General features: G+C 43.5%; 4 protein-coding genes. 1 reads left to right on the top strand and 3 read right to left on the bottom strand.

Annotation, left to right across the window (positions count from 1 at the left end; translation table 11 throughout):
- Window positions 1-109 precede the first annotated feature (109 nt).
- The 3 genes from SWH54_15940 to ltaE all read right to left on the bottom strand — a co-directional run bounded on the left by SWH54_15940 (window position 110) and on the right by ltaE (window position 4531).
- Entirely contained in the window at window positions 110-1504 is a 1395-nt protein-coding gene (locus SWH54_15940; GenBank protein MDY6792754.1) for a UTP--glucose-1-phosphate uridylyltransferase, read from the bottom strand.
- Between the two features lie 567 nt (window positions 1505-2071).
- Entirely contained in the window at window positions 2072-3265 is a 1194-nt protein-coding gene (locus SWH54_15935; GenBank protein ID MDY6792753.1) for a PhoH family protein, read from the bottom strand.
- Window positions 3266-3496: 231 nt separating this feature from the next.
- Window positions 3497-4531: a low-specificity L-threonine aldolase gene (ltaE, locus tag SWH54_15930; protein MDY6792752.1), complete on the bottom strand. Its 1035-nt coding sequence runs from the start codon at window positions 4529-4531 to the stop codon at window positions 3497-3499.
- A gap of 212 nt (window positions 4532-4743) precedes the next feature.
- Between ltaE and SWH54_15925 the strand changes: the two genes are divergently transcribed.
- The coding region (locus tag SWH54_15925; GenBank protein ID MDY6792751.1) for an AMP-binding protein at window positions 4744-5338 on the top strand (595 nt) is incomplete at its 3' end.

The raw sequence follows: 5338 nt of genomic DNA, 5'->3' as shown, positions 1-5338 counted from the left end.
TTTTTGATAATTTATATTTCACTGATGCAAGAGTTGCAAGCAAGCCGCTTGTCGCTTAAAAAAAGCTATAAATGAGGTGTTTTATACAAGTTCTCAGTTTTGTTTACGCTCATTTAGGGTACAAATTAAGGACTCCCTGTATAACCGACCCTTCCTTGATATCTGCCCGTGAGTTTTTGCTGTTTGTTATTTTAACTTCGCCCTTAATCCTTATATTTTTGGAAAAAAACACATCACCTTCAACGGTCAGTGATTCACAGTCCACCAGAGATGGAACGCCATCTTTGAACCTTTGTTCCAGAAGTTCAATTTTCCCGTAATATTTTGGGTCAAGATCTATTTTTATGGTGTCCGGTTTTTGCTTAAGCATTCTAACAGGGTTGATCATAAGGTTTTTTTGCCTAGAAAAAACAAAACAGTCGGAACGCACCGCCACCAGGTCATTGCATTTTTTAACCGGGAAAAACCTCGACCTGGGAACCTTAACCGCGGTTGCACCTGCAAAAAGTGAAATAGCGGCCCCCATGGCCGTTTCAATCTGAAAGACACCTGGACTGTCCTCATTCCTCGGGTCTAATGTTTTCGGGTTCAAAATCATGGGAAGGCGAATGGCTTTATCTTTTTCGATAAGATCGCTTAAGAACTTCAGGTTGACCCAGATATTGTTGGTGTTAAAAAATCTGTAGCGGCGGATATCCTCAAAAGCGCCTCGTTCATTTTCATGGCATTGAGCGATTTCACGGAGTATCAATCGTCCGTTTTTTTGGCGTGCCAGGTGCCCCCCTTTTAAATCCGCCGGTGTTTTCTGTGCAACCTCCATCATAAAGGGATAATTATTTTCAGCAAAGTAGCCCAACAGAGACGCGTCCATGCCGGCGCCTAGATTATCACAATTGGATATAAAGGCATACCGAATATCCTCTTCAAGAAGGGTTTTAAGCATACCGGAGGCATACAGGGCTGTATACACATCTCCGTGTCCAGGCGGATTCCACTCCAATTCCGGCTTTTCCGGCCAGGTTGCAGGGCTTAGCCCTTCATGCAGTATTTTGGGAAACTTGTGCTGGAGGAAAATCCGCGGAACAATAGGCGGGTCTATTTTTGACAGGGCCAAAAGGGTATCTTCATGGGTACTGAAGCTGTTCATCAGGGCAAGCTTTACCTGGCTGTATTCCGCCTGCTGTAATATGATTTCGAGGAAGGTTTGACCGTCTTTAACCTTAACCAGAGATTTGGGACCGGTCAGACCCATGCTGGTACCCAGGCCGCCGTTTAAGATGATCCTCACCGCATGCTTAAAAGCCTCTTTTCCGGCAGCCGTCCAGCTTTCCAGGCTGTTTGCATCTTTAAGTTCATCTTTATCAACAGGGTCTATGTCCCTGTCAAGTATAAGACCGGTTTCACCTTCAACGACTTTTTTATAATAATAGGAAAATGTGTTTATGACCAGAGGTGAAATCCCTTCTTTTTCCATTTTTGAGATAAAAGCAGATAGATGTTTCATGCGGTTAAAGCTTACTCCCTCCATTCCATCAAACTCACATTACCATGATCGATTCGTATATAGTGCATGGACCGGGCGGTCCAACTTCAGATGGAACGTTTATAACCCTGGTTACCGTCCCCTTTTTTACCTACGTTCCCTCTACATTTTGGAAACTGACAATTATTTTTCCTTCTCTCAGCCTGGTATCTATATCATGTTCAGTGTGGCCCCATAAGCAAATCCAGTTAAAAAAAGAATGATTAACAACAGCCGAAAATGGGACCTTAGATAAAGCATATCAAGTCAGCAAACCTTTTTCTTTGACTTCTACTGCGGGTTTTAATAACTTACTGATACAGTGAACAATAAGCACATCCTTTCAGATGGTTGCTTATCATGTTTGAATAAGATTTTCAATCATGGTACCTTCTGACCAGCAATTTTCGGAAGTGGATATGAGAGAGATAAGGCATGAAGACCGAAAAGGAAATTCGGAGGATGTCTACATGTATGGTCGGATATGATAATTTATAGAAAGTAGCATATAGGGAGTATTAAATAGATCAAGACATTAGAAAATCCCAGTCACAACCCCGATTTGATTACCAGATCAGTGATTGGCCCTCTGGATTGGCTCCCTTTCAGTACGAGATGGGCGTAAATGTTGTTCCCTTTAAACTTATTGACTACCCAGTTCATTCCGTTATTTTCAACGTTTAAATAGGGATGATCCACCTGGCGTGTATCTCCCAGACAGATACACTTGACCCCTTCTCCCATACGTGAGAGCAGGGCGCGCACTTCGGCACGAGACATGTTCTGAATTTCATCTATAATCACAACGGCATTTTCAATGTTCATCCCCCGGATATAGGTCAACGGAAGCAATTTGAATCGCTTGGGATTGAACTGAATGGGGTAAACTTCGCTGTTGACGATAACTCTGGTAGCAGGACGCAGTGTGTGAAGCTTTAAAATAAGGTCGGAAATGTATCGTATATAGGGTTCCATCTTTTCTTCGACACTACCGGGTAGGTAGCCAAGCTTCTGGCCGATTTCAATCATCGGCTTGATCACATAAATTTTATCGTACCTCTTTTTTTCCAACGTGAGGTACAGGGCGGCACCAAGGGCTAAAAAACTTTTTCCGTATCCAGCATCACTTTGAAGGGAAACCACATGAATATCATCGTTGAGCATTAATTCCAAAGCAATGTTCTGGTAAGTATTACGTGGTGCAATATTCCACACACGATGCCGATAATCGATCACCTTTTCCCCTCTTTTCCCAAAGAACACCGGTTTACCTTCGCCATTTCTCATAAAGGCATTGGGCAGTACCTCATCTCGACTTTTAACAAAACCAGTATAATATTCCGCCTCGGATTTAAACGGCGCCGAATCTTTATACCTCTCGCTCTTTATGCCATTTAAACCGGCTTGCAGCTGAAGGAATTTGTCGTTGGTTACCAGAATCGGAGCCTTGATTCCGCTCTTTAGAATCTCTTCAAGTATAAAATTATCCACCAGGCTGGAAAAGGATTTGGCAATGCCATTGGGCTTTAAGATTTTATAGTTGCCATCCAGATCGAAGAGGTTTTGGAATACCCGATTGACGATATGCCCCAAACGAGGGTCTTTTTTTAATTTATTTAGCTCAAGCAAAACATGGTAGGGAATGTAAATACTATTTTCATTACCATTTCGCAGTTTTACTAGCGCTCCAGGGTCGTCTAAAAGAACATTGGTATCAACAATATAATCTTTGGCGTTGTTCATGGACACTTTCCTTATTAGTTTGAATAAATATGAAACGGAAATGTTTTGTTGGGGAAAAAAGGGTGTTTAAGGTTAGAATCGTATTTGCAGACAAGACCATATGGACAATAAACTAGAAAAACTAAGTCAGCAAATAATAAGGATTATGTTAATTTTTCATTAATGTTATAAAATATGGAATTGCGCTATTAGTGGCTGTAGGAAAATTGAAACTGATCGGTCACAAAGAAATTATCCCATCACTTTTGCAAACTGGTTTAAAGCATATTCAATATCATCCGGCGTAATATGGTAATGGGTAACAGCCCTTAGCTGATTCATACCCAGCGGCAACACCTTAATGCCTCGGGATATAAGCTGACCGGCAAGCTGCTCTGCGTTCATATCGCTGCGTAGGATATCAAAAAATACAATATTGGTCTTTACCAGTTCAGGGTCTATTGAAATGCCGTTTATTCCCGCCAAACCCTCAGCAAGCCTTTTGGCATTGGCGTGATCTTCGGAAAGGCGATCCGTCATTTCAGTCAGTGAAACGATTCCGGCCGCAGCCAGTATTCCTGCCTGTCGCATACCCCCGCCCAGAACTTTACGGGCGCGACGGGCTTTTTCAATAAAAGGACCACTACCGCAAACCATTGAGCCCACCGGAGCTGCAAGGCCCTTGCTCAGGCAAAAAGAAACAGAATCCGCATCGCTGACCAGATCGCAGGCATTCACTCCAAGTGCAACAGCAGCATTGAATATCCTTGCTCCGTCAATATGCACTTTCAGTTCATGGCTCCGGGCCAGCTTCCCCACGCTTTGCATATAATCCACTTCAAGAGGATTCCCGTTGCAACGGTTGTGTGTATTTTCCAGCAGGACTATTTTGGTTCGTGGGAAATGTATGTTATCGGGACGAATCGCTGCCTCAATGTCTTGAAGGGCTATTTTCCCATCCGGCTGGTTGGGTACAGTTCGGGGATGAATGCCTCCTATGGCAGCGGAACCTCCCTGCTCATAGAAAAAAATGTGGGCCTGATCTCCAAGAATCATCTCATCTCCCCTGCCACAATGCGCCAGCTGACTGACCAGGTTAGCCATTGTTCCGCTGGCGACAAACAACGCCGCTTCTTTTCCCATACGGTCAGCAGCCATTTCCTCCAGCCGATTAACGGTGGGGTCCTCTCCAAAAACATCGTCTCCGACTTCGGCTTGCGCCATTGCGTTTTGCATGGAAGGCGTTGGCTTTGTAATGGTGTCAGACCGTAAATCAACAATACGCATGATATGTCTCCTTATTTTGTGTCAGCGCTTTTCAGGAAGAAAGATAGAGCCGCATGGTTTAATTAAGATATTCTGTGCTTTCTTAAGAAAGCTTATACTAAAAAACGGTTGGTATGCAAGAATTAAAGCCTTGAAATTGAATATTAAATAAGGCATATTTCTGTAGTCGTTATAGGCTTGAAACTTGATAACAGAAACAAGGAGAGCGAATCATGGGTAAACAGTTATGGAAGCCTTCGGAGGAAAGGGTAAAGGGTACCAATATGTACCGGTTCATGAATTTTGTGAATGACAAAATCGGTAAGGGTTTTACTGATTATGATCCGATGTACCGGTGGTCCATAGAAAACATACCGGAGTTCTGGACCTTAATGTGGGAATTTGCCGAAATCAGAGCATCAAAGCCGTATAGCCAGGTCATTAATGATGTAATTAAAATGCCCGGTGCCAAGTGGTTTACCGGTGCAAGGCTCAATTTTGCGGAAAATCTTCTTCGATACCGGGATGACCATGTGGCCCTGATTTTCAAAGGAGAAAGCCAGGATTCCATCAAGATGACCTATAAAGAGCTATACGATGAAGTCGCCCGTGTGGCCAAGTCTTTAAGAGAGGCAACAGTAAAACCGGGTGACCGGGTGGTGGGTTTTATGCCGAACATGCCTGAATCCATCATTGCCATGCTGGCTGCCGCAAGCGTGGGTGCCACCTGGTCTTCCTGCTCTCCTGATTTCGGAATAAAAGGAGTTCTGGACAGATTCGGACAGATCAAGCCCAAAGTGTTATTTACCGCCAACGGCTATTCTTTTA

The organism is Thermodesulfobacteriota bacterium (genome assembly GCA_034189135.1).
Lineage (GTDB): Bacteria > Desulfobacterota > Desulfobacteria > Desulfobacterales > JAUWMJ01 > JAUWMJ01.
This window is presented reverse-complemented; position numbering and strand designations above follow the sequence as displayed.

Bases quoted from the DNA above. Each gene is read 5' to 3' on its own strand.
- ltaE (MDY6792752.1), bottom strand. From the start codon at position 4,531: ATGCGTATTGTTGATTTACGGTCTGACACCATTACAAAGCCAACGCCT.
- SWH54_15940 (MDY6792754.1), bottom strand. From the start codon at position 1,504: ATGAAACATCTATCTGCTTTTATCTCAAAAATGGAAAAAGAAGGGATT.
- SWH54_15935 (MDY6792753.1), bottom strand. From the start codon at position 3,265: ATGAACAACGCCAAAGATTATATTGTTGATACCAATGTTCTTTTAGAC.